This window comes from Pseudomonas sp. HLS-6 (assembly GCF_002753995.1).
Taxonomy (GTDB): domain Bacteria; phylum Pseudomonadota; class Gammaproteobacteria; order Pseudomonadales; family Pseudomonadaceae; genus Aquipseudomonas; species Aquipseudomonas defluvii.
In genome coordinates, this window is the sequence record NZ_CP024478.1 from 3,213,523 (window position 1) to 3,233,659 (window position 20,137).

18 protein-coding genes are annotated in these 20,137 nt (G+C 59.3%); 14 read left to right on the forward strand and 4 right to left on the reverse strand.

The window, feature by feature from the left end; translation table 11 throughout:
* Window positions 1–230 precede the first annotated feature (230 nt).
* The 7 genes from purU (at window position 231) to CS390_RS14880 (ending at window position 7,933) form a co-directional block, all read left to right on the forward strand.
* Window positions 231–1,097 (forward strand): formyltetrahydrofolate deformylase, encoded by an 867-nt coding sequence (gene purU, locus CS390_RS14850; protein ID WP_099775207.1) that lies wholly within the window; start codon window positions 231–233, stop codon window positions 1,095–1,097.
* Window positions 1,094–1,993, forward strand: coding sequence for a bifunctional methylenetetrahydrofolate dehydrogenase/methenyltetrahydrofolate cyclohydrolase FolD (gene folD / locus CS390_RS14855; protein ID WP_099775208.1), 900 nt, complete (start codon window positions 1,094–1,096; stop codon window positions 1,991–1,993). The genes purU and folD overlap by 4 nt, the downstream gene beginning before the upstream one ends.
* The gene (locus CS390_RS14860) at window positions 1,975–3,216 is read left to right on the forward strand and encodes an FAD-dependent oxidoreductase (protein ID WP_099775209.1); all 1,242 of its coding nucleotides are present in this window, start codon (window positions 1,975–1,977) and stop codon (window positions 3,214–3,216) included. Before folD ends, CS390_RS14860 begins: the two co-directional genes overlap by 19 nt.
* Window positions 3,217–3,230: 14 nt before the next feature.
* Window positions 3,231–3,536 (forward strand): sarcosine oxidase subunit delta, encoded by a 306-nt coding sequence (locus tag CS390_RS14865; protein WP_065761534.1) that lies wholly within the window; start codon window positions 3,231–3,233, stop codon window positions 3,534–3,536.
* Window positions 3,533–6,436 carry a 2Fe-2S iron-sulfur cluster-binding protein gene (locus CS390_RS14870; RefSeq protein WP_099775210.1) on the forward strand — a complete coding sequence of 968 codons (2,904 nt, stop codon included), beginning with the start codon at window positions 3,533–3,535 and terminating at the stop codon, window positions 6,434–6,436. The genes CS390_RS14865 and CS390_RS14870 overlap by 4 nt, the downstream gene beginning before the upstream one ends.
* Window positions 6,437–6,439: 3 nt before the next feature.
* The gene (locus CS390_RS14875; protein ID WP_065761536.1) at window positions 6,440–7,033 is read left to right on the forward strand and encodes a sarcosine oxidase subunit gamma; all 594 of its coding nucleotides are present in this window, start codon (window positions 6,440–6,442) and stop codon (window positions 7,031–7,033) included.
* Window positions 7,034–7,123: 90 nt separating this feature from the next.
* Window positions 7,124–7,933 carry an IclR family transcriptional regulator gene (locus CS390_RS14880; protein WP_065761537.1) on the forward strand — a complete coding sequence of 270 codons (810 nt, stop codon included), beginning with the start codon at window positions 7,124–7,126 and terminating at the stop codon, window positions 7,931–7,933.
* Here CS390_RS14880 and CS390_RS14885 read toward each other — a convergent pair.
* The 3 genes from CS390_RS14885 to CS390_RS25530 all read right to left on the reverse strand — a co-directional run bounded on the left by CS390_RS14885 (window position 7,930) and on the right by CS390_RS25530 (window position 11,890).
* Window positions 7,930–10,095: a methyl-accepting chemotaxis protein gene (locus tag CS390_RS14885; RefSeq protein ID WP_065761538.1), complete on the reverse strand. Its 2,166-nt coding sequence runs from the start codon at window positions 10,093–10,095 to the stop codon at window positions 7,930–7,932. The genes CS390_RS14880 and CS390_RS14885 overlap by 4 nt on opposite strands.
* Window positions 10,096–10,609: 514 nt before the next feature.
* The gene (locus tag CS390_RS14890) at window positions 10,610–10,903 is read right to left on the reverse strand and encodes a hypothetical protein (RefSeq protein ID WP_065761539.1); all 294 of its coding nucleotides are present in this window, start codon (window positions 10,901–10,903) and stop codon (window positions 10,610–10,612) included.
* A gap of 81 nt (window positions 10,904–10,984) precedes the next feature.
* Entirely contained in the window at window positions 10,985–11,890 is a 906-nt protein-coding gene (locus CS390_RS25530) for a methyl-accepting chemotaxis protein (protein WP_099775211.1), read from the reverse strand.
* A 451-nt stretch (window positions 11,891–12,341) separates the two neighbouring features.
* On the opposite strand from CS390_RS25530, the gene CS390_RS14900 reads away from it, so the two are divergent.
* Both CS390_RS14900 and CS390_RS14905 read left to right on the forward strand, forming a co-directional pair.
* Window positions 12,342–13,673 (forward strand): OprD family porin, encoded by a 1,332-nt coding sequence (locus CS390_RS14900; RefSeq protein WP_099775212.1) that lies wholly within the window; start codon window positions 12,342–12,344, stop codon window positions 13,671–13,673.
* A 324-nt stretch (window positions 13,674–13,997) separates the two neighbouring features.
* Complete coding sequence (locus tag CS390_RS14905) at window positions 13,998–14,216, forward strand: hypothetical protein (RefSeq protein WP_099775213.1); 219 nt, start codon at window positions 13,998–14,000, stop codon at window positions 14,214–14,216.
* A gap of 26 nt (window positions 14,217–14,242) precedes the next feature.
* Here the strand turns inward: CS390_RS14905 and CS390_RS14910 are convergent, their stop codons facing one another.
* Entirely contained in the window at window positions 14,243–15,184 is a 942-nt protein-coding gene (locus CS390_RS14910; RefSeq protein WP_099775214.1) for a LysR substrate-binding domain-containing protein, read from the reverse strand.
* Between the two features lie 466 nt (window positions 15,185–15,650).
* Between CS390_RS14910 and CS390_RS14915 the strand changes: the two genes are divergently transcribed.
* From CS390_RS14915 to CS390_RS14935, 5 genes are all read left to right on the forward strand, one after another.
* On the forward strand, window positions 15,651–16,421 hold the full coding sequence (locus CS390_RS14915) for an ABC transporter substrate-binding protein (protein ID WP_099775215.1): 771 nt from the start codon (window positions 15,651–15,653) through the stop codon (window positions 16,419–16,421).
* A 132-nt stretch (window positions 16,422–16,553) separates the two neighbouring features.
* Entirely contained in the window at window positions 16,554–17,243 is a 690-nt protein-coding gene (locus tag CS390_RS14920) for an ABC transporter permease (protein WP_065759651.1), read from the forward strand.
* A complete protein-coding gene (locus tag CS390_RS14925) occupies window positions 17,240–17,953 on the forward strand; it encodes an ABC transporter permease (RefSeq protein WP_065759652.1) in 714 nt (237 codons plus the stop codon). Before CS390_RS14920 ends, CS390_RS14925 begins: the two co-directional genes overlap by 4 nt.
* A gap of 30 nt (window positions 17,954–17,983) precedes the next feature.
* Entirely contained in the window at window positions 17,984–18,751 is a 768-nt protein-coding gene (locus tag CS390_RS14930; protein ID WP_065759653.1) for an ABC transporter ATP-binding protein, read from the forward strand.
* Window positions 18,752–18,824: 73 nt separating this feature from the next.
* Window positions 18,825–19,946, forward strand: a complete 1,122-nt coding sequence (locus CS390_RS14935) for a DUF2817 domain-containing protein (protein WP_065759654.1) — start codon at window positions 18,825–18,827, stop codon at window positions 19,944–19,946.
* The last annotated feature ends 191 nt before the right edge of the window (window positions 19,947–20,137 follow it).

Genomic DNA, 20,137 nt, shown 5'->3' on the forward strand with positions numbered 1-20,137 from the left:
GATGACGCCCTCATCGCACCCGCCTGACCTCGCCCGCCCACCAAAAAAATTCCTGTAAGTAAAAAAAGTTTCCAGAAACCACTGGACGCTACGGCCCTCCTTCACCTATAAAAGCACCCATAGGAATATTTTATTCCCAAGGGTGATTTTTATTGACCCGCAAAAAACGATTTCACCGATGAACTTTTCCGCTCTGCGATGACCTGCCGCCATCTTTCCGAGGACCAGCCATGCAACACGAAAAGAACCCGTTCATTCTCAAGATCAGCTGCCCGGCGACGTCAGGCATCGTCGCCGCCGTTACCTCCTACCTCGCGGAAAACGGCTGCTACATCGGAGAAATGGCACAGTTTGATGATGAGTTCAGCGGCAAATTCTTCATGCGGGCGGTGTTTCGCTTCAACGACGGCCACGACGGCGACATTGACCAGCTCAAGCACGCGTTCCAGGCCGTCGCCGATGGCTTCGACATGCACTGGGAGCTCTTCGATACCCGTGAACCGATGCGCGTGCTGCTGATGGTCAGCAAGTTCGACCATTGCCTGACCGACCTGCTCTACCGCTACCACAAGGGCGAGATGGACATGACCATCACGGCCATCGTCTCGAACCATCTGGACCTGCGGCCGATGGCCGAACGAGAAGGCATTCGCTTCATCTACCTGCCAGTGACCAAGGACACCAAGGCGCAGCAGGAAGCCGAGCTGATGAAGGTCATTGATGAAACCCGTACCGACCTGGTGGTACTCGCCCGCTACATGCAGGTCCTCTCTGACGACCTGTGCCGGCAACTGTCGGGCCGGGCAATCAATATCCACCACTCGTTCCTGCCCGGCTTCAAAGGCGCCAAGCCTTACCACCAGGCCTACCAACGCGGGGTAAAGCTGATCGGTGCAACCGCCCACTACGTCACCAGCGATCTGGATGAAGGCCCGATCATCGAGCAGGAGGTCCAGCGGGTCGACCATGTCTACCAGCCGGACGATCTGGTCGCCACCGGACGGGACACCGAAACCGTCGCCCTCTCCAAGGCGGTGAAATACCACCTGGAACACCGGGTTTTCCTTAACAACGACAGAACGGTGATCTTCCGATGAGCCCGCTGAAACTGATTGATGGCAAGGCCGCTGCCGCACAGGTGCTGCAACAGGTGCGCGAAGACGTCCGAACGCTGAAAGCCGACGGTATTGAACCTGCACTGGCGGTGATCCTGGTAGGCGAGGACCCGGCCAGCCAGGTCTATGTACGCAACAAAATCCTGCGGGCAGAGGAAGCCGGTATCCGCTCGCTGGAGTACCGACTACCCGCCACCACCGGCGAAACCGAGCTGTTGGCATTGATCGGCAAGCTCAACGACGACCCGCAGGTACATGGTTTGCTCCTGCAACTGCCATTGCCGCCACACATCGAGGAAACCCGGGCCCTGCAAGCCATTGCGCCGAGCAAGGACGTCGACGGCTTTCACAGCGAGAACGTCGGTGGCCTGAGCCAGGGCCGCGACGTGCTGACACCTTGCACGCCCAGCGGCTGCCTGTACCTGCTTGAGCAGGTCCTTGGCGACCTGAGTGGCAAACACGCCGTGGTAATCGGTCGCTCGAACATCGTCGGCAAGCCCATGGCCGCCCTGCTGCTCAAGGCCCATTGCTCGGTGACCGTGGTTCACTCGCGCAGTGCCGACGCCAAAGCCTTGTGCCAGCTCGCCGACATTGTCATCGCCGCCGTCGGGCGACCACGGCTCATCGATGGTTCGTGGCTCAAGGAGGGCGCCGTGGTCATTGATGTCGGCATCAACCGCATTGATGACAACGGTCGCAGCCGACTGGTCGGCGATGTCGATTTTGACAGTGCCCTGCCCAAGGTTGCAGCGATTACGCCGGTGCCCGGCGGGGTGGGCCCAATGACCATCGCCTTCTTGATGAAAAACACCGTGATCGCTGCCCGGCAGCAAGCCCAACGCAGCCAGTCGGAGGCCGTATGCCTTTCAACCTACTGAAATACGGGCTGAGTTCGGAGTACCCGGTGGAGGTCGACTTGCCGGCCCCCAAAGCCCTCAAGCCTGCCTACGACGTGGTCATCATCGGCGGCGGCGGTCATGGACTGGCAACGGCGTATTACCTTTCCCGCTACCACGGCATCAACAACATTGCCGTGCTGGAAAAGTCATACCTGGGCGGTGGCAACACCGCTCGCAACACCGCCGTGATTCGCTCCAACTACCTGACCAGCGAGGGCGTCAAGTTCTACGCCGAGTCGGTCAAGATGTTCCAGGGCCTGTCCAACGAATTTGACTTCAACATCATGTATTCGGAACGCGGCCAACTGACCCTGGCCCACACCGACGCCACCGTACGTGCATTCCGCCAGCGTGCCGAGGTGAACAAGCACTTCGGCGGGCGAACCGAAATGATTGATCGCCAGCAGATCCGCGAACTGGTGCCTACCTTGAACCTGGACCCGGGGCACCTGCCGGTACTGGCCGGCCTCTGGCACATCGACGGTGCGACAGCGCGTCACGATGCGGTGGCCTGGGGCTACGCCAAGCAGGCAGCCAAACGGGGAGTGGAAATCCATCAGTTGACCGAAGTCCAGGAACTGGTCATCGAAAACGGCACGATCAGCGCGGTGAAAACCAACCGCGGCACGGTACGCTGTGGCTGCGTCGTGCAAGCCGTGGCAGGCATGAGCTCGCAGATGATGAAAAAGGCCGGTATTCGCTCGCCTATCCAGACCTTTCCCCTGCAAGCGATGGTCACTCAGCCGTTCAAGCCCTTCCTTGATCCGTTGGTGAGCTCTTCGGCCCTGCACTGCTACGTCCAGCAGACCGGTCGTGGCGAAGTGGTGTTTGGGGGCGGCTCGGACCCTTATCCCCTGTTCAACACCCGCTCGACGCTCGACCTCAAGGAAAGCCTGCTGGCCCACGCCATCGAAATGTTCCCGTTCCTGGCCAACGCCAAACTGATGCGCCAATGGGCCGGAATCACCGACATGACCCCGGACTACAGCCCGATCATGGGGTTGTCCCCGGTGAAGAACTATTACCTGGACGCCGGCTGGGGCACCTGGGGTTTCAAGTCTACGCCCATCTGCGGCAAGACCATGGCCGAGCTGGTCGCCAGTGGCGGCAAGGTACCGGACCTGATCAAACCGTTCAGCCTGGAGCGTTTCTCGACCTTTGCCCAAGTCAACGAAATGGGCGCCACGGCAGCCAGTCACTAACAGGAGAGCGTGAGATGAAAGTCATGATTTGCCCGCTCAATGGGCCTCGCAACATCAGCGAGTTCACCTACGGTGGCGAGTTCAAGCCAATGCCGAACCCAAACACCTGCAGCGACAGTGAATGGGCGGCCTATGTCTTCAACAGCGAAGACACCCTCGGCGTGGTTCGCGAATGGTGGATGCACAGCCCCTCCAGCTACTGGTTCCTGGCTGAACGCCACACCGTCACTGACGAGATCATCCGGACCTTCGACCCACGGGAACTGTTCAGCACGCGGGTTGAGTTCACTGCCGCGCAACCGCAGGAGATCGCAGGATGAGCCTCCCCAATCGCCTTCCGGCCCCCATGGGCCTGCTGATCGATCGCAATCAGCCGCTCACCTTCAGCTTTGATGGCACCGCCTATCAGGGCCTGCAGGGTGACAGCATCGCCAGCGCCTTGCTCGCCAACGGCCGTTTTCTGCTGTCACGCTCGTTCAAGTACCACCGCCCACGCGGCCCACTGAGCATGGCCGGGCAAGATGCCAACAGCCTGATCCAGTTGCCCCACGAACCCAATGTCCTGGCCGACTGCCAGCCGTTGACGCAAGGCCTTGAAGCCAGCGGGCAAAACTTCAACGGCTCGCTGGAGCACGACAAGGACGCCTACCTGGGCAAGTTCTCCAGGTTCATGCCGGTGGGGTTCTACTACCGTTCGTTCTACAAGCCCAAGGGCATGTGGAAAATCTGGGAGCCGATCATCCGCAAAAAGGCCGGCCTTGGCGTACTCGACCTCGACTTCAAGCCCGAGTACTACGACAAGGCCTACCTGTTCGCCGACCTTGCGGTGATCGGTGCAGGCCCGGCCGGCCTGCAAGCCGCCCTGACCGCCGCCAATGCCGGTGCCAAGGTGTTGCTGGTTGAACAACAATCGATTCTCGGCGGCTCGCTGAACTATGCCCGTTTCGACATCGACAACCGACGCGCCAACACCCTGCGCAACCAGTTGATCGAGGCGGTCCAACAGCATGCCAACATCCGCATCCTTACCCAGGCCACCTGCAACGGCTGGTTTGCCGACAACTATCTGCCCGTGATTCAAGGCAAGCGCCTGTACAAGGTCCGCGCCAGCCAGTGCCTGATCTGCAGCGGCTCATTCGACCAGCCCGTCATCTTCCGCAACAACGACCTGCCGGGTGTAATGCTGACCAGTGCAGCCCAGCGCCTGATGAAACTGTATGCCGTGAAACCCGGCAAACGCGCCGTGGTGCTCACCGGCAACGACGACGGCTACCTGGCCGCCCTCGACCTGTATGAGCAAGGCGTTGAAGTTGCCGCACTGGTGGACCTGCGAAGTGGTCCGGGCAATCGCGATCTGCTGGTCGCGCTGGAGCAACGCAGTATCCGCTGCCACCTTGCCACGACCGTCTACGAAGCCCTGCACAGCAAAGGCATGCGCCACATTACTGGCGTCGAACTGCGCAGTATCACCGGCCAGGGCCAGGTGGCCAGCCAGGCCTTGACCCTGGACTGCGACCTGCTGTGCATGTCCGGCGGCTACATGCCGGTGTATCAGTTGCTTTGTCAGGCTGGCGGCAAACTGGCCTACAACGACGCATCGGCAGAGTTCACCTTGAGCGGCCTGCCGAACAACCTCGGCGTAGCGGGTTCCGCCAATGGCCGGCATACCCTGGACAACGTCCTGGCCGATGCCACCAATGCCACCGCCACGGCCCTGGCTGCGTTGGCATTACCCTACCCGGCGCAGCAATCGTTCAAGGCCGAAGCGCGGGTCAACTTCCCTTGGCCGATCTTCCCTCATCCCAAGGGCAAGGACTTTGTCGATTTCGACGAAGACCTGCAGGTCAATGACATCATCAACGCAACCCGGATCGGCTACCGCGATATCCAACTGGTCAAACGTTACTCCACCGTCGGCATGGGCCCGTCCCAGGGCCGTCACTCGGCGTTGCCCACGGCTCGCCTGGTCGCGGCTTCGACACAGCGCAGCATCAGTGAAACCGGAATAACCACTGCCCGCCCACCCTTCGAGGCAGAAAAACTGGCCCACGTCGCCGGACGGGCGTTCGACCCCTTCAGGCAAACGCCCATGCACGCACAACATCTGGCTGCCGGCGCGAAGATGATGCCTGCCGGCATCTGGCAACGCCCTGCCTACTACGGCAAGGCCAGCGAACGCGAGCGGTGCATGCAGGAAGAGGCACTGCACGTACGCACCAAAGTCGGCCTGATCGATGTATCCACGCTCGGTGGCCTGGATGTGCGCGGGCCGGACGCCGGCGAGTTGCTCAACCGCCTCTACACCTTTGCCTTCCTCAAGCAACCGGTGGGCCGCTCACGCTATGCGCTGATGACCAACGAGCAAGGGGTGGTGATTGACGATGGTGTCTGCGCACGCTTCGCCGAGCAGCACTTCTACGTCACCGCCACCACCAGCGGCGTCGATCGCATCTACCAGCAGATGCTCAAGTGGAACGCCCAATGGCGCCTGAACGTCGATATTGCCAACGTCACTGCGGCCCTGTCGGCCGTGAACCTGGCCGGGCCGGATGCGCGCAAGGTATTGCAAACGCTCTGCACCGACATTGACCTGTCCAGCGCGGGTTTCCCTTACCTGGGGGTGCGCCAGGGCACGGTCGCCGGCATCAAGGCCCGCGTGCTGCGGGTCGGCTTCGTCGGTGAACTTGGCTACGAGATTCACGTGCCGTCGCGCCATGGCGCGGCCCTCTGGCAGGCTCTGATGAATGCCGGCAAGGAGTACGACATCCGTCCCTTCGGCGTCGAGGCGCAGCGCCTGCTGCGCCTGGAAAAAGGCCATGTGATCATCAGCCAGGACACCGACGGCATGACCCATCCCGACGAAATCGACATGGGTTGGGCGATCAACCGGAGCAAGCCATTCTTCGTGGGCCGCCGTTCACTGGACATCCTTCAAGCACAACCGGCAAAACGCAAACTGGTCGGTTTCACTCTACCCAAGGACAGCCCTAAACCACTGGAGGGCCACTTGGTACTGAACGGCCCCGACATCAGCGGCAACGTCACCTCGTGCGAACACTCGCAGACCCTGGGGCAGATCATCGGCCTGGCCTATGCCGCACCCGAGCAAAGCACACCAGGGCAACAGATTCCCATCCGCGTCGACGGCGGCCTGGTGGTTCAAGCCACAGTGGTGCAGTTGCCGTTCTTCGACCCCGCCAACCAGCGCCAGGAGCTCTGAGCCATGTCTAACCTGCACGCACAGCCCTTACTCGATGTTGGCGCCCTGCAGCAGTGCGCCTTGATTGACCTGACCGCACTGCCCCGCATCGGCTTTCGTGGCACGCACAGCGCCGACTACTTGCGTGTACGCGGTTTCGAGCTGCCCGAAGCGCCCAACCGCGCCGTCCTCCAGGCCGACGGCAGCCAGGTCGCGCGCCTGTCCCAGACCGAGTACCTGCTGCTCGGTGGCCTGGCCGACCAGGGTCAACGCATTGCCGATGAGGAAGTCAGTTGGGAGCTGGACCACAACGCCAACTACCTGCTGCCACGCCAGGACAGCCATGCCTGGCTGCAACTGAGCGGCGCCTGCGTCAGCGAGGTCATGGCCAAGCTCTGCGGGGTCGACCTGCGGCCCGAGGTGTTTCCCGTCGGTGCAGTGGCGCAGACCTCGGCGGCGCGGATCAACGTCATCGTGATCAACCTGGGCCCCGTCGGCCTGCCCTGTTTCCAACTGCTGTGCGATCGCGCCTCGCTGGCCTACTTCAAAGATGCCGTGCTGGACGCCATGAGTGAGTTCAACGGTGCCTTGCTGGCGCCTGAAGTGTTGATGGATTAAGCCGCACACGGGCTTGAACGAGGTACAACGCCCGGGTCGCCACCGCTAGCCGACCCGGCTACCCGACGCGCAACACCACTGGAGCTGATGATGCCAAGCCTTGAAAAGGAAACCGACTACAGCGTACCAGCGCTGCAACGTGGGCTCAGTGTGCTGGGGTTGTTCGACGCTCACACCCGCTCGCTGGGTATCAACGACATTGCCGAACAGCTTGGCGTAAGCAATTCGGCGATCTACCGCATCCTCTACACCCTGACCGACATGGGCTACCTGAAAAAGCACAACAATCACTATGAACTGGGCGCCCAGGTCATCTCCACGGGTTTCAGCTACCTGGCCAGCCGCGACATTGTCGAAATCGCCATGCCGCACCTCAATGCACTGCGTGACAGCACGTCCCTTTCATGCCACTTGAGCACCCGGGAAGGCACCGACAGCCTGTACCTCTACCGAGCCTTTGCCGCCCAACGCTTATCAGTGAACATCCCGATTGGCACACGTATCGCCTGCCATTGCACCGCGATGGGTCGCGTGCTGCTAAGCGACCTGAGCACCGCGCAACTGCGCCTGCTGTACCAGCATGTGCGCCTTGATGACTACCCGGCACCAGCGCCGCGCACCCTGCCGGAACTGGAACAGCTCACAGCCGTGGACCGCGAGCGGCAATGGGTCGTGCATCGCTCGGACTATTCGACGGCTATCGCCACCGGCGTACGCGATCACACCGGGCGTATCAGCGCAGCAATCAACCTGTCCGGCCCCGATGCGATCATGGACCCGGACGGCACGCAGGCACGCTTCACCGAGTTGCTGATGCACTGCGCACTGAAGATCAGCGAAGAGCTCGGCTATCGCAAGGCAAACACCCCGCAAGGTATCGGCACAACGGGCACGCGCTAGGCCGCATCCCGTTGCCGGGCATTGCTACTCACCTCAAACAGCCCTACCAGCTTCTGCAGCTTGTTGGCATCGAGCCTGACGGTTTCCGCGCTGGTCTGCAGCACGGTGACGGTCTGGCGCATTTGCGCAGACGACTGATCGACCTGCTTGATGGTCTTGCCGTAGTCCAGGCTGCGCTGATTCAGTTGCTGAATGATCGCGAACATGTTTTCCACGGCCTGGTGCAGTTGCACGTTCTCCGAAGACGCCTCTTCAGCCAGGCGCAGGCTGTTGTCGACATCCTTGACCCCGTCCTCCATGAAACCAACCGCCTGCTGCGTTTCGCGTTGCAGCCCTTCGACCATCTGCCGGATATCGTCGGCTGCCTTCGAAGTACGTGACGCCAAGGTGCGAACTTCATCGGCGACCACGGCAAATCCGCGGCCATGCTCACCGGCGCGCGCCGCCTCGATCGCCGCGTTCAGCGCCAATAGGTTGGTCTGGTTGGTGATATCGCTGATCAGTCCGGTGATGGTGCCAATCTCACCCATGCGGCTGTCGAGCAACTGGACGCTGGAGGACGAGCGCTCGACGACATTGCGAATCGACTGAGTGCCCTTCTGAACCTCCAGAAACTGCTCTCGGGCGCGGGTGACCACTTCATCCATGGCCTGTTTCATCTGCTCGGCACTGGCCGAAGCCTGCTGGATCTCACCCAACTGGTCTTCGACGATGATCATCATGCTGTGCACCGCCTGGGCAACTTCTTCAGAGGTGAGACTGGCCGCCTGGCTACGCCCCAGCATCATCTGATTGGTCTTGCCGACACTGTGGCTGGCCTTGATCACCTGCCCGACGACGGCGTCCAGATGGTCGATGAAACTGTTGATCCAGCGCCCCATGTCACCGGTCTCATCGTTGGCCATGCGCGACGTGTCGAGACGCTGGCGCAGGTTGCCCTCGCCTTCGGCGATGGTTCTGATGACGCCGGTCATTTCATTCAAACGTGCCGCCAGGCGCCTGGGGCCCAACGAACGGAACAACAACGCCGCAGCCAACATGCTCGACATCTCGCAGAGGTCAATCAGGCCCTGGGAAAGACCGCTGTAATGCTGGATCAGGTAGTTGCAGCCAAACAGGCCTGCCATGGTTGCCAGGTAAGGCTTCATCAGCCCGTAACTCAGCGAGCGGCGGCGGTAGACTTCTTCCAGGTCAGCCTCGCACATCATCCCCCAACGGTCCGGTGAACCGGGCAACTGGAAGGTAACGCCCTTGCCGACCACCGGAATGTGCCGGTAGTCGGAGTAGCCGGGATAGGCGACAAACAGATTGGCGCCGGTGCGGATGGTTTCGCGCACACCAGGGTGCAGCTCCTGGGTCGACGGATCGGTGAAGCGCAGCTCCAGTTCAGTGTGACGCTGCACCTGAACAGTCTTCCAGGGCGTATGCACGCCGCTCTTGAGGTTTTCACCGTGGGTAAAGGTACCGTCTTCGAAGCGCGAGCGTGACAAGGCGACCCCCGGCTGGATTGCCGGATCGAAGCGCGACTGCACCATGAACAGGTAGTTGTCCCCTGACTCGGCAAAAATGTGCCCGGCCTCACGCTGGATCAAATCACCCAATACATCGTTCGGAACCCGTCCACAGAGGCAGCCGAGTACTTTGCCGTCGGCCTTCAGGGGTTGGTAGAACATCAGCGTGACTTCGTCATGAAAACGCGACGATGAAGGGCCAATCTGCAACGTCAGTGGGTCGCTGTAGGGGCCGTGCAGGAACGCTGCCTGCAACCCGGCAGCAAGGGCCTTGGCATTGCACGGCGACTTCCCGGCATGGCCATTCCAGGTTGAGGCAATCACCGCACCACTGGGGTCGACGACAAACAGTTCGGAAAAGTCTTCAGCCTGGGCCAGCTTTTCCCGCAACAGGCCCGGGCCAGGTTGGCCACCGTCGCGGCTCAAGGTAGCCGCCAGTTCAGCCAAATGGTCCCACTGCTCCCGCGCCCAGTGCTGCAGCAGCTTCACCCGGGTTTCGGCGATGGCTTCGAATGTCTGTTCAATGACCGGGTAAGCCGATCGATTGAGACGGCAAGACCACTTCATGGCCAGTTTTCCGGTCTTGCCAAACCAGGGCAACCAGCGTTTTTCGGCGGAGGATAACTGCATGGAATTGCTTGATAGCGACATTCACTTCTCCAGCTGCGACATTGGGCATCGAACCTGGAAGCAATTACCACGCCATGTTGAAAGCATGCTAACGATCCAACCTAAAGGAAACTGTCGATTTATGACATCTATCCGTGCATATCCTCCAAAAAACATAGAATTTACAGCGTAATTTTCCGAGAAAAATAATAGCCAATAGCCTTCACCCGGCATTCGACCCACAGCGCCAAGGGAGGCCCTTCGCGCATCAAAACGGTGCGTAAAGCACTCCGCGCTCACTGACGGGGCATATGAAATCCTGAGAGAGGTGAGTCGACGCCATCAGCGTTCGATAATCGCGTAAATCCCGTTTTACACGCTCAGGATCAACAGCCTGCCCAGAGATACAGAAGCAGCGGATCACGCTGATAACAACCGGGGTTTGCAGCAGGACCACGAACTGGAGCTAGCCGCTACCGCCGTGATCGAAATGAAGACCGCGGTTGACAGGGCCCGGTCGCCCACCCTGTGTGCAGTCAAGGTCAGCCTGGCCACCTCAATCTTCTGTCAGGTCGCAGACCCCTTTCGCCCCGTCCTTGCTGCTGTACGAGACTGAAGGTGTGCCATCACGGTCGATGCTCAACGAGATGGTGATACCTTGGCCAGTGGCTTCATAGCTATTTTCATTCAACGTCCTCAGTCTGCCCTCTTCGCCATTGATGTAGATCGGCCCGCCTTCATCAGCGTGAACATCAATACCCCCTGGGCAGGTGGCATCCACCAATGGAATTTCGGCTTTCACGAACCCGACCATCGCGAACAGGGCAAGGCTCAACAGTACTCGCTTCATGGTTGCCTCCTCGGACCGGCGCTATGCCGTGACGTCTAGAAACAGACTAGCTCACTGCATCCGCATGACGGCAAGGTCGGCTTACTCGATCAAACTCTGGGCTGCCCCGGACAGTTGCCGCTGCCCACTCAAGCCCACCATGACCCGTTCGACGATCTGCATGCGTTGCTCTGCGGCGCCACGGATCTCGTCCATGGCGCGCAACGCGACGCTGGCTTGCTCCATGCCTGAACGTGTTGAAGCACCAAGCCCCTCAATTCCGGCTCGGGCGTCACCCGCCGATTGTTGCAGTTCGCCTGCAATGGTTTGAATCTGGGCGCTGGAGTCCGCGACACGACGAGACAGGTTCCGAACCTCATCGGCTACCACCGCAAAACCGCGTCCATGGTCACCCGCACGTGCGGCCTCGATCGCCGCGTTCAGGGCCAGCAGGTTGGTTTGCCGAGCGATATCCTGAATGCTGCCGACCAACGCACCAATGCGTACAGACTGCGCACCCAGTTCATTGAAGGTATGGGCGATCGTGCTCATCGACGTGTCGAGCTCACAGAGAATGTGCGAGGACGCCTGAATACTCTCGGCACTTGAACGCACATGCGCACCAGCAGCACGCGCCAACTGGTCGGCGAACTGCATGTCGGCCTCGGTCTGGATGATGGCGTCATCAAGCTTTTTCAGCGTCTTCTGCAGCCTGCCGTCGCTCCACAAGGGGGCAATTACTTCGGTTGTCGAAGCCACGGGCGCAGGCGCAGGCGCAGGCTCAGGCACAACCGCTGCCACACCGCTCGGCATGCATTCAACCGGCACCTCAATCACCGTCGCCGGGCGAAAGTGATACAGCAGCCCTGCACACACAAAGCACAGTAACGCCACGCTGCCAAGGGCAGCCTGCTGCACCTCTGACACCAGTAACGCTGTTGCGATCAACACACCTGTCAGTTGCAGGATACCGGCGAGAAATCCACGACTCATCGTGACCGACTCCATGACCAGCGGTTTGAGTGGGCACTGCAGGGTGTGAAACAGGCAGATGGCGTTACCGATAGCGCAGGTGGAACCCCGTCAAGCGTCCATCGGGAAGAAGGTATCGAAATCATAGGGCGCTCTTATTGTTCTTTATCCCACGATAGAGGCTGCAAGTAGTGGCAGTCCAATATTAGGTGGGTCTGGCGCCATACCTGAAAAGTATCATCGTCATGACGGACTGTTACTTAACAGGGAATAGTCTTTTACAAAACCTCGGTATTCAGAAAACGTTCATTTTCGGCAAGATGCCGGAAGATCCGTGCACACGGACGAAAAGAAGAACAATGTTTCAACGCCAACGCGCCTTCCAGGGCCAAACGCGGCGTACTTGTCTGCCATTTCCACAAGACCATTCATAACAATCTCAAACCGAGTGTCTGTCAGACATTTTGTGCAGAGGGGCGACCGAAAGATGAATCACCTGAAAAATGGCGTACTGCTATTGGCCGTGTCCGGTGGGCTGGTACCACTGGCCAACGCAGCACCCTTCGTTAGCGACCAGGCCGAAGCCAAAGGCATTGTCGAAGACAGCAGCCTCAAGGTGCTGCTACGCAACATGTACTTCGATCGCGATGGCAAGAACGGCAGTGACACACGCCGCGACTGGACCCAGGGGTTCATGGCCAACTTCAGCTCCGGCTACACCCAGGGCACCGTCGGTTTTGGTGTCGATGCCTTCGGCTACTGGGGGATCAAACTTGACGGCAGCTCAGGCCAGACCGGAACCGGCAACCTGCCGGTTAACCGCGACGGCAGCCCTGAAGACGAGTTCGGCCGCGCCGGTGGCGCGCTCAAGATGCGCGTCTCCAAGACCGAGCTGAAGTTTGGCCAGATGCAACCCACCGCCCCTGTGTTCGCCGCAGGTGGTACCCGACTGTTGCCGCAGACTGCCACCGGCTTCTCGCTGATGAGCAGCGAGATCCAGAACCTTGATCTGGAAGCCGGACATTTCTACGCCGGCACCTCCAATGCCACCACCAGTTCCAGCGGCGGCCTGTGGGCCACCTATGCCAACGTCGAGACCAGCGATGTCGATTACCTCGGCGGACGCTATGCACTGAACGACAACCTCGGCCTGATGCTGTACGCCTCGCAGTTCAAGGATATATGGCGCCAGTACTATGGTGACTTGAACTATCAGTTGCCGATCTCCAGCAGCCAGTCCGTGGCACTGGACTTCAGCCTCTACCGCACACTGGATGAAGGCAGTGCCAAGGCCGGCTCGATCAACAACACCACCTGGTCGGCCTCGGCGGCCTACACCTTCCTCACCGCCCACACCGTTACCTTGGCCTTTCAGAAAGTCGATGGCGATACCCCATTTGACTATGTCGGGTTTGGCGATAACGGCGGGGGGGCTGCTGGTGACTCGATCTTCCTCGCCAACTCGGTCCAGTATTCGGACTTCAACGGCCCTGGCGAGCGCTCATGGCAAGTACGCTACGACCTGAAAATGGACACCCTTGGCGTGCCCGGCCTGAGCTTCATGGCCCGTTACATCAACGGTGACAACATCGACGGCTCGCACATGGCGGCAGACAGCGCCTACCGTGCCTATGGCTATGGTGACAACGGCAAGCACCACGAAACCGATGTGGAAGCCAAGTACACCATCCAGAGCGGGCCGGTCAAAGACCTGTCGTTCCGCCTGCGTCAGTCGTTCCACTATGCCAACGCCGACCAGGCCGAGAGCGACAACAATGAAATGCGCCTGATCATCGACTACCCGATCTCGATCCTGTAACGGCTGCACCAGCAGGCGTAACGCGGTGGTTTTTTCCACGCTGGGAACCCCATACAGCTGGATAAAACCGCCGCTACCATCGCGCGCCACAGAACCTCGCAAAACTCTATGGAATCGGTGCTCAATCGCAAATTACCGGGTACAAACGTACAAGATATCGATCACTCCTGTTCGCTAAACTGATCAGCGTCAACAACCCAGCATGGCGAGCAACAACTCTATTTTTTTGCCATAAATTTGACACACGCCTACACTGTAAGGGAGAGATGACTAAATACCTCCATACTGAGCAGGGTGAGCGGATTGAGTTGGGACAGTGGCGCAATGCGGCAGCACTTTGAAAAAATGCAGGCGGTGCTGTCTGCTGACAACGAAATACTGGACATTGAGGACTACGTCGATCAGTTCCTGCGGACACGCGGCTACGCCCTGACCAACGAAAACAGGCTTCGCGTTGCGATGCGATTGGAGCAAATCACCGAGTGGACCCATTACACCGTCAGTGAGCTGGATCATTGGCTTGATACGTGTTTCAAGGCGTAGCAGCACCGAAGCAACGCCACCTCGGTTTATGGAGCGGAACCGGCCAGCAACTGTTGGTTAATGAACATTTGCTCCCGTCCTCGCGCTACCAGCCAACGATGGAAGTCACGGCAGTGGGCATTGTCGAATGCGCCCTTGGCACCCACCAGCAAATACGATGAGGGCATCGGCAATGCGTGTGCAAAGGGCATGATCAAGCGCCCGTCCGCCAGCGCACCGGCGATCATCGAACATTGAGCCAGTACTACGCCCTGCCCCGACAATGCGGCCTGAATCGCCATTGATGACAATGAGTAAACACGGTAGCCGTCACGCAACGACGAGCAATCGACCGCCTGAGCCATAAACCAGTCGCGCCATGACGGCGGCGAAGCGAACTTTGGTAGCCAGTCAATCGACAATAACGGGTAGGCCAACAGATCGGCCGGGGTATCCAGTGGCCGATCATCTTGAATCAGGCCGGGGCTACACACCGGAACGACACAATCGCGAAACAACTCAATGGCATTTTCGGTCGCCTCAAGATCACCGTACGTGAGCCGGAAGTCGACCTCGTAGCCATCAGGCGAGGGCTCGGCATGGCTGCCGTCGAGAAACAGATTGAGCCCCGGGTGATCGCTCTGCCACGCGTAAATAAGCGGTGCCAGCCACTCGGACAGCAACGACGGCAAGGCGCTGATGCGCAAGTTGCTGGCGTTTTTCGAGCGTTCGACCTCTACCTGGGCAATGCGCAGGCTTTCGAATGCCGACGCACAGCTCTCATGGTAACGCTGCCCCGCCGCGGTCAACCGGATACGCTTGCCCACCTTGAAGGTCAGGCTCAGACCCAGGCTATCTTCCAGCAGTTTCATTTGCTGGCTGACCGCACCGGCAGAAATTCCAAGACGCCTGGCGGCCTCGATAATGCCACCGTAGCGCCCGACTGCTTCAAAAACCTGTAAGGCGCGCAGAGAAGGCAAGCTGTTCATCAGTCTCTCCTAAAGGGTGCTGACGGCTTGATACTTTAGCCCAGCTATACAAAGCAACAGCTTTCAGCATCTTTTCGCAAATTCAGACTCTCGTATGCTGGCCTTGGCACTGCCTCCCCTTCCCCTAACAAAAAAGCAAAAACAAGGAGAGCACCATGTCTATACGCACTACCCAGAGCGTCGCGCGTTACTCGCCTAACCGATGGGATACCCCACGGGCTTCAGCGTGTTCCAACGGGAACAAAAAAAAGCCCGACGTAACAATGCGTAACGAAACCGCGCACCGCCCCACCCCTCGGATTACCCTCCAGCACTCAAACCCCTTGGAACAGAGCCTTGCACCTGCGCGGGCGCAGTTTGGCCTGCATATTGCTAATCATGTATATACAAGTACATGCATATCATGATGTATCTGTGCTTTAGCCACGTACCCTCCGCCCCCTGTAACAGACAAAGGAAAACAACAATGAGAAAATTTGTCCTTGCCACTGTCCTTGCACTGGCTTCCACCGGCGTCCTCGCCAAGGACCTGAGCGTTATTCGCTTTGGCGTAGACCCGACGTTTGCGCCTTTTGAGTCGAAGAACGCTGACGGCGAGCTGGTTGGCTTCGACATTGATCTGGGCAACGCCATTTGCGCTCAGCTCAAGGCCAAATGTGTCTGGGTCGAAACGGCATTCGACAGCATCATTCCTGCGCTCAGGGCGAAGAAGTTCGACGGCGTGCTGTCGGCCATGACGGTCAACGAGAAACGCAAACAGAATGTCGCCTTCTCCGACCGCCTCTACAACTCGCCCAATCGCCTGATCGCGAAAAAGGACAGCGGCCTGCTGCCAACGGTCGAGTCGCTCAAGGGTAAACGTGTCGGGGTTGCACAAGGCACCACCCAGGAAGCCTTCGTCAAGGCCATGTGGGCACCACACGGGGTGATCATGGTCTCGTACCAGAACCAGGACGTGCTGTATCCAGACCTGGTCAGCGGGCGGATCGATGCCAGCCTGACCGATGCGGCCGTGGCCGATATCGGCTTTCTGCAAACACCGAGGAACACCGGTTTTGCGTTCGCCGGCGATGCCGTCAAGCACGACGAACTGCTGGGCGAAGGGATCGCAATCGGCCTGCGCAAGGATGACCATGAACTGATCGAGGCCATCAACGGTGCCCTGGCAGAAATGCACAAGAACGGTACCTACGACACCATTCAGAAGAAGTACTTCAGCTTCGACATCTATAACTGAAGACGGCTACAGCGCGCTCAATCGCCTGCTATCCAGCGCTTGAGCGCGCTGTAGATACACAGCCCCTCCCCGAACACTCAAGCCTCGCAATGGACGGCCCACGGCCCCCCATTGCCTACGGAGAGACAGAACATGCTTTTACAGGGCTACGGTTCGCTCATTCTCGACGGTACCTTTGCGACCATCCAACTGGCATTGCTCTCAATGCTGGTAGCCGTGACGATCGGCCTGGCCGGTGCCTCGGCAAAGCTATCCAAACAGCGGCTGTTACGTAACCTGGCAACCGGCTACACCACCTTGATCCGCAGTGTCCCTGACCTGGTCATCATGTTGCTGTTGTTCTACAGCCTGCAAATCTGGCTGAACAACTTCACGGAATGGATGCAGGTCGAGCAGATCGACATCAACCCGTTCGTTGCCGGCGTTATCACCCTGGGCTTCATCTATGGTGCCTACTTTACCGAGACCTTTCGCGGTGCATTCCAGTCCGTACCTGCCGGCCAACTGGAGGCAGCCGTTGCCTACGGCATGAGCCGTCGGCAGATCTTTATCCGGGTGTTGTTTCCACAAATGATGCGATTTGCATTGCCGGGCATCGGCAACAACTGGCAGGTACTGATCAAGGCGACCGCCCTGGTCTCGATCATCGGCCTGATCGATATCGTCAAAGTGACACAGGATGCCGGCAAGAACTCAATGCAACTGTTCTTCTTCAGCATCATCGGTGCGCTGATCTATCTTGCCATCACCACCGTCTCGAACGGCCTGCTGCTATGGCTGGAGCGCCGCTACAACATCGGCGTCAAGGGAGCCGCACTATGACCGAGATCATGAAGGACTACTGGAAAGCCTACCTCTGGTTCGATGGTTATCAGCTCTCGGGCGTCGCCATGACCCTGTGGTTGCTGGTCGTTGCCATTGCCCTCGGCGGCCTCCTCTCGGTGCCCTTGTCTGTGGCACGGGTATCGAGAAACCCACTCATCCGTGGGCCGGTCTGGTTCTACACCTATGTGTTTCGAGGAACGCCGCTGTACATCCAGTTGCTGATTCTCTACTCCGGTATCTACAGCCTGCAGATGGTCCGCGAGCAGCCGGTGCTGGATGCCTTCTTCCGCGAAGGGATCAACTGCACCTTGCTGGCCTTTGCCCTCAATACCTGCGCCTACACCACGGAAATATTCGCGGGCGCCATTCGTGCCACCCCATATGGCGAGATCGAAGCCGGGCGGGCCTATGGCATGTCGCCGTTCACTCTGTACCGTCGGATCATTCTGCCTTCGGCACTGCGACGCGCACTGCCGTACTACAGCAATGAAGTGATCCTGATGCTGCACTCCACCACCCTGGCGTTCACCGCCACCGTGCCCGACCTGCTCAAGATTGCCCGCGACGTGAACTCGGAGACCTACTCCTCGTTCGAGGCATTCGGCATTGCAGCCGTGCTGTATGCCCTGATGGTGTTTGCCCTGGTCTGGCTGTTCCGACGTTGTGAAATGCGCTGGCTAGCCTTCTTGAAGCCACAGACTCACTGACCCGCCGTACGTAATAAGAGAGCATCGAACATGTACAAGCTGAACGTAGATGAACTGCATAAAAAATACGGCGCCCATGAAGTCCTCAAAGGGGTATCGCTCAGCGCCAAAGCCGGCGATGTCATCAGCATCATTGGCTCGAGCGGGTCAGGCAAAAGCACCTTTCTGCGCTGCATCAACTTCCTTGAACAACCGTGCAGCGGACGTATTGCCGTAAACAACGAAGAGATCCGCACCAAGCTGGATATCAACGGGGCCATGCAGATTGCCGACCCTCGCCAGTTGCAGAAAATCCGTACCAAACTGTCGATGGTGTTCCAGCATTTCAACCTGTGGCAACACATGACGGTGCTGGAGAACATCGTCGAAGCGCCGGTCCACGTCCTCGGCGTGAAGCGCAAGGACGCCGAGCAGCGGGCACGCCACTACCTGAACAAGGTCGGGCTGGATGCAAGCGTGGCAAGCAAATACCCCTCGCACCTCTCTGGCGGGCAGCAACAACGCGTGGCCATCGCACGGGCACTGGCAATGGAACCGGAGGTGATGCTGTTCGACGAGCCGACCTCCGCCCTGGACCCGGAACTGGTCGGCGAAGTCCTGAAAGTGATGCAGGCCTTGGCCGAGGAAGGCCGCACCATGGTCGTGGTCACCCATGAAATGGGCTTTGCCCGCAACGTCTCCAACCATGTCATGTTCCTGCACCAGGGCCGCGTTGAAGAAGAAGGCCCACCCGGCGAGGTATTGAACCATCCGAAAAGCGAACGCCTTACGCAGTTCCTCTCCGGGCGCTTGAAGTAAGTCGGCACATTCCCCTGCTGGCCACCGGGCAACCTCTGGATGCCCGGGGCCGGCCTATCGATACGAGGCCACCATGCTCGCAGGTTTCCCCAAACATCCCGGTTTCGCCCAGCAACGTGAACAGTTTCTAGCGGCGGCCAACGCTGCCGGCGCATGCCTGAGCGAATACCGCCACCCCTTGCGCGGCCCCTTTGGCGAGACGCTGAGCACCGACGTTGCCCTGCTCGGTGATCCCCAGGCCAAACGGGTGCTGGTTGCGCTCAGCGGCACTCACGGCGTTGAAGGGTTCTATGGTTCCGACTGCCAGATCAAATGGTTGCACGCACTCGGCAACACGCCCCTGCCTGCGGATGTCGCGGTACTGATGATCCACCTGATCAACCCCTGGGGCACCGCCTGGATGCGTCGGGTCAACGAAGACAACATCGACCTCAATCGCAACCAACTGGACTTCTCTCAGGCACTACCAGACAACCAGGCCTACGAAGCGTTGCACCCTATCTACACCTGCGCCCAACTGCACGGTCCGCTACGGGAGCAGGCTGACGCGCTGCTCAACCAGCGAATTCGCGCCGAAGGCTGGTCAACCGTGATGTCGATTGTCGAGGCCGGCCAGTACCGTCATCCCGATGGCCTGTTCTATGGCGGCCAGTCTCCCGCGTGGTCGAACACCACCCTGCACACGATCTTGCAAACCCATCTGGCGCACAGCGAGGTTGCCATGTGCTTTGACCTGCACACCGGAGCCGGCGACTACGGGCACCCGATGCTGATGACCATTGCCCAGTCTGCCTACCCGGCACTGCAGGATGCCCAGACCCTCTATGGCCCATGGCTGTACACGTTGATGACCGGAGCCGGCAGCCACAGCGACACCGGCGTAGCGGCAACAGCTACCGGCTACACCTCACAGGCGATCCTCAATGCCCTGCCCCACGTACACCTGATGCCATTCGTCATTGAATGCGGCACCTACCCGGGCGAGCAGGTTCACACCGTGTTGCGCAACGACCAGTGGCTGCACCTGCATGGCGACCTGGACGATAAGGTCGCGGCACACATCAAACGGGAACTGGTCGAGCAGTTCTACCCGGCGGACCCTGACTGGCACGCCGTCGTCTGGCTGCGCACCCAACATATCTGGGAACGAGCCTTGAGTGCGTTACCCAGGATTCACCCCGCCGCCCGTCGCTAAACACAGCGCCTGACACCCTTGTACAAGGCGACGCTCAACGTAGCGTCGCTTTGGTTTGCCTGCAAAAAACGATTTAGTTTTTCTAAATCAATAAACAGTTTTAAGTATCTATTCTGAGCTTATCAGTGCCTCGTATTCTGGCTTCGCCGAAAGCCGCGCCCTGCCGCACAGGGTGAAAACCAGAACAATAA